General features: G+C 53.4%; 1 protein-coding gene. It reads left to right on the forward strand.

Features of this window, described 5'->3' with window-relative positions:
• Positions 1-431, forward strand: a 431-nt coding sequence (locus GPA25_RS23715; protein WP_281357766.1) for a DNA gyrase C-terminal beta-propeller domain-containing protein, incomplete at both ends; no start/stop codon positions are given.

The raw sequence follows: 431 nt of genomic DNA on the forward strand, positions 1-431 counted from the left end.
GAGTGGCTGGAGCCAGAGTTCGGAATCCGTGATGGTCACTACTACCTGACGGAACCGCAGGCGCAGGCGATTCTGGATCTGCGTTTGCAGAAACTGACCGGCATGGAGCACGAAAAGCTGCTTGATGAATATAAAGAGCTGCTGGCGGAGATCGCCGAGCTGCTTTATATCCTCAATAGCCCTGAGCGCCTGATGGAAGTCATCCGCGAAGAGCTGGAAGCGATCAAAACGCAATACAGCGACGAGCGCCGCACGGAAATCACGGCGAACACCGCTGACATCAACATCGAAGATCTGATCAACCAGGAAGATGTTGTCGTTACGCTGTCTCATCAGGGTTACGTGAAGTATCAGCCGCTGAGCGACTATGAAGCCCAGCGTCGCGGTGGTCGTGGCAAGTCTGCTGCACGTATTAAAGAAGAAGACTTTAT

The organism is Aromatoleum diolicum, assembly GCF_012910955.1.
Classification (GTDB): domain Bacteria; phylum Pseudomonadota; class Gammaproteobacteria; order Burkholderiales; family Rhodocyclaceae; genus Aromatoleum; species Aromatoleum diolicum.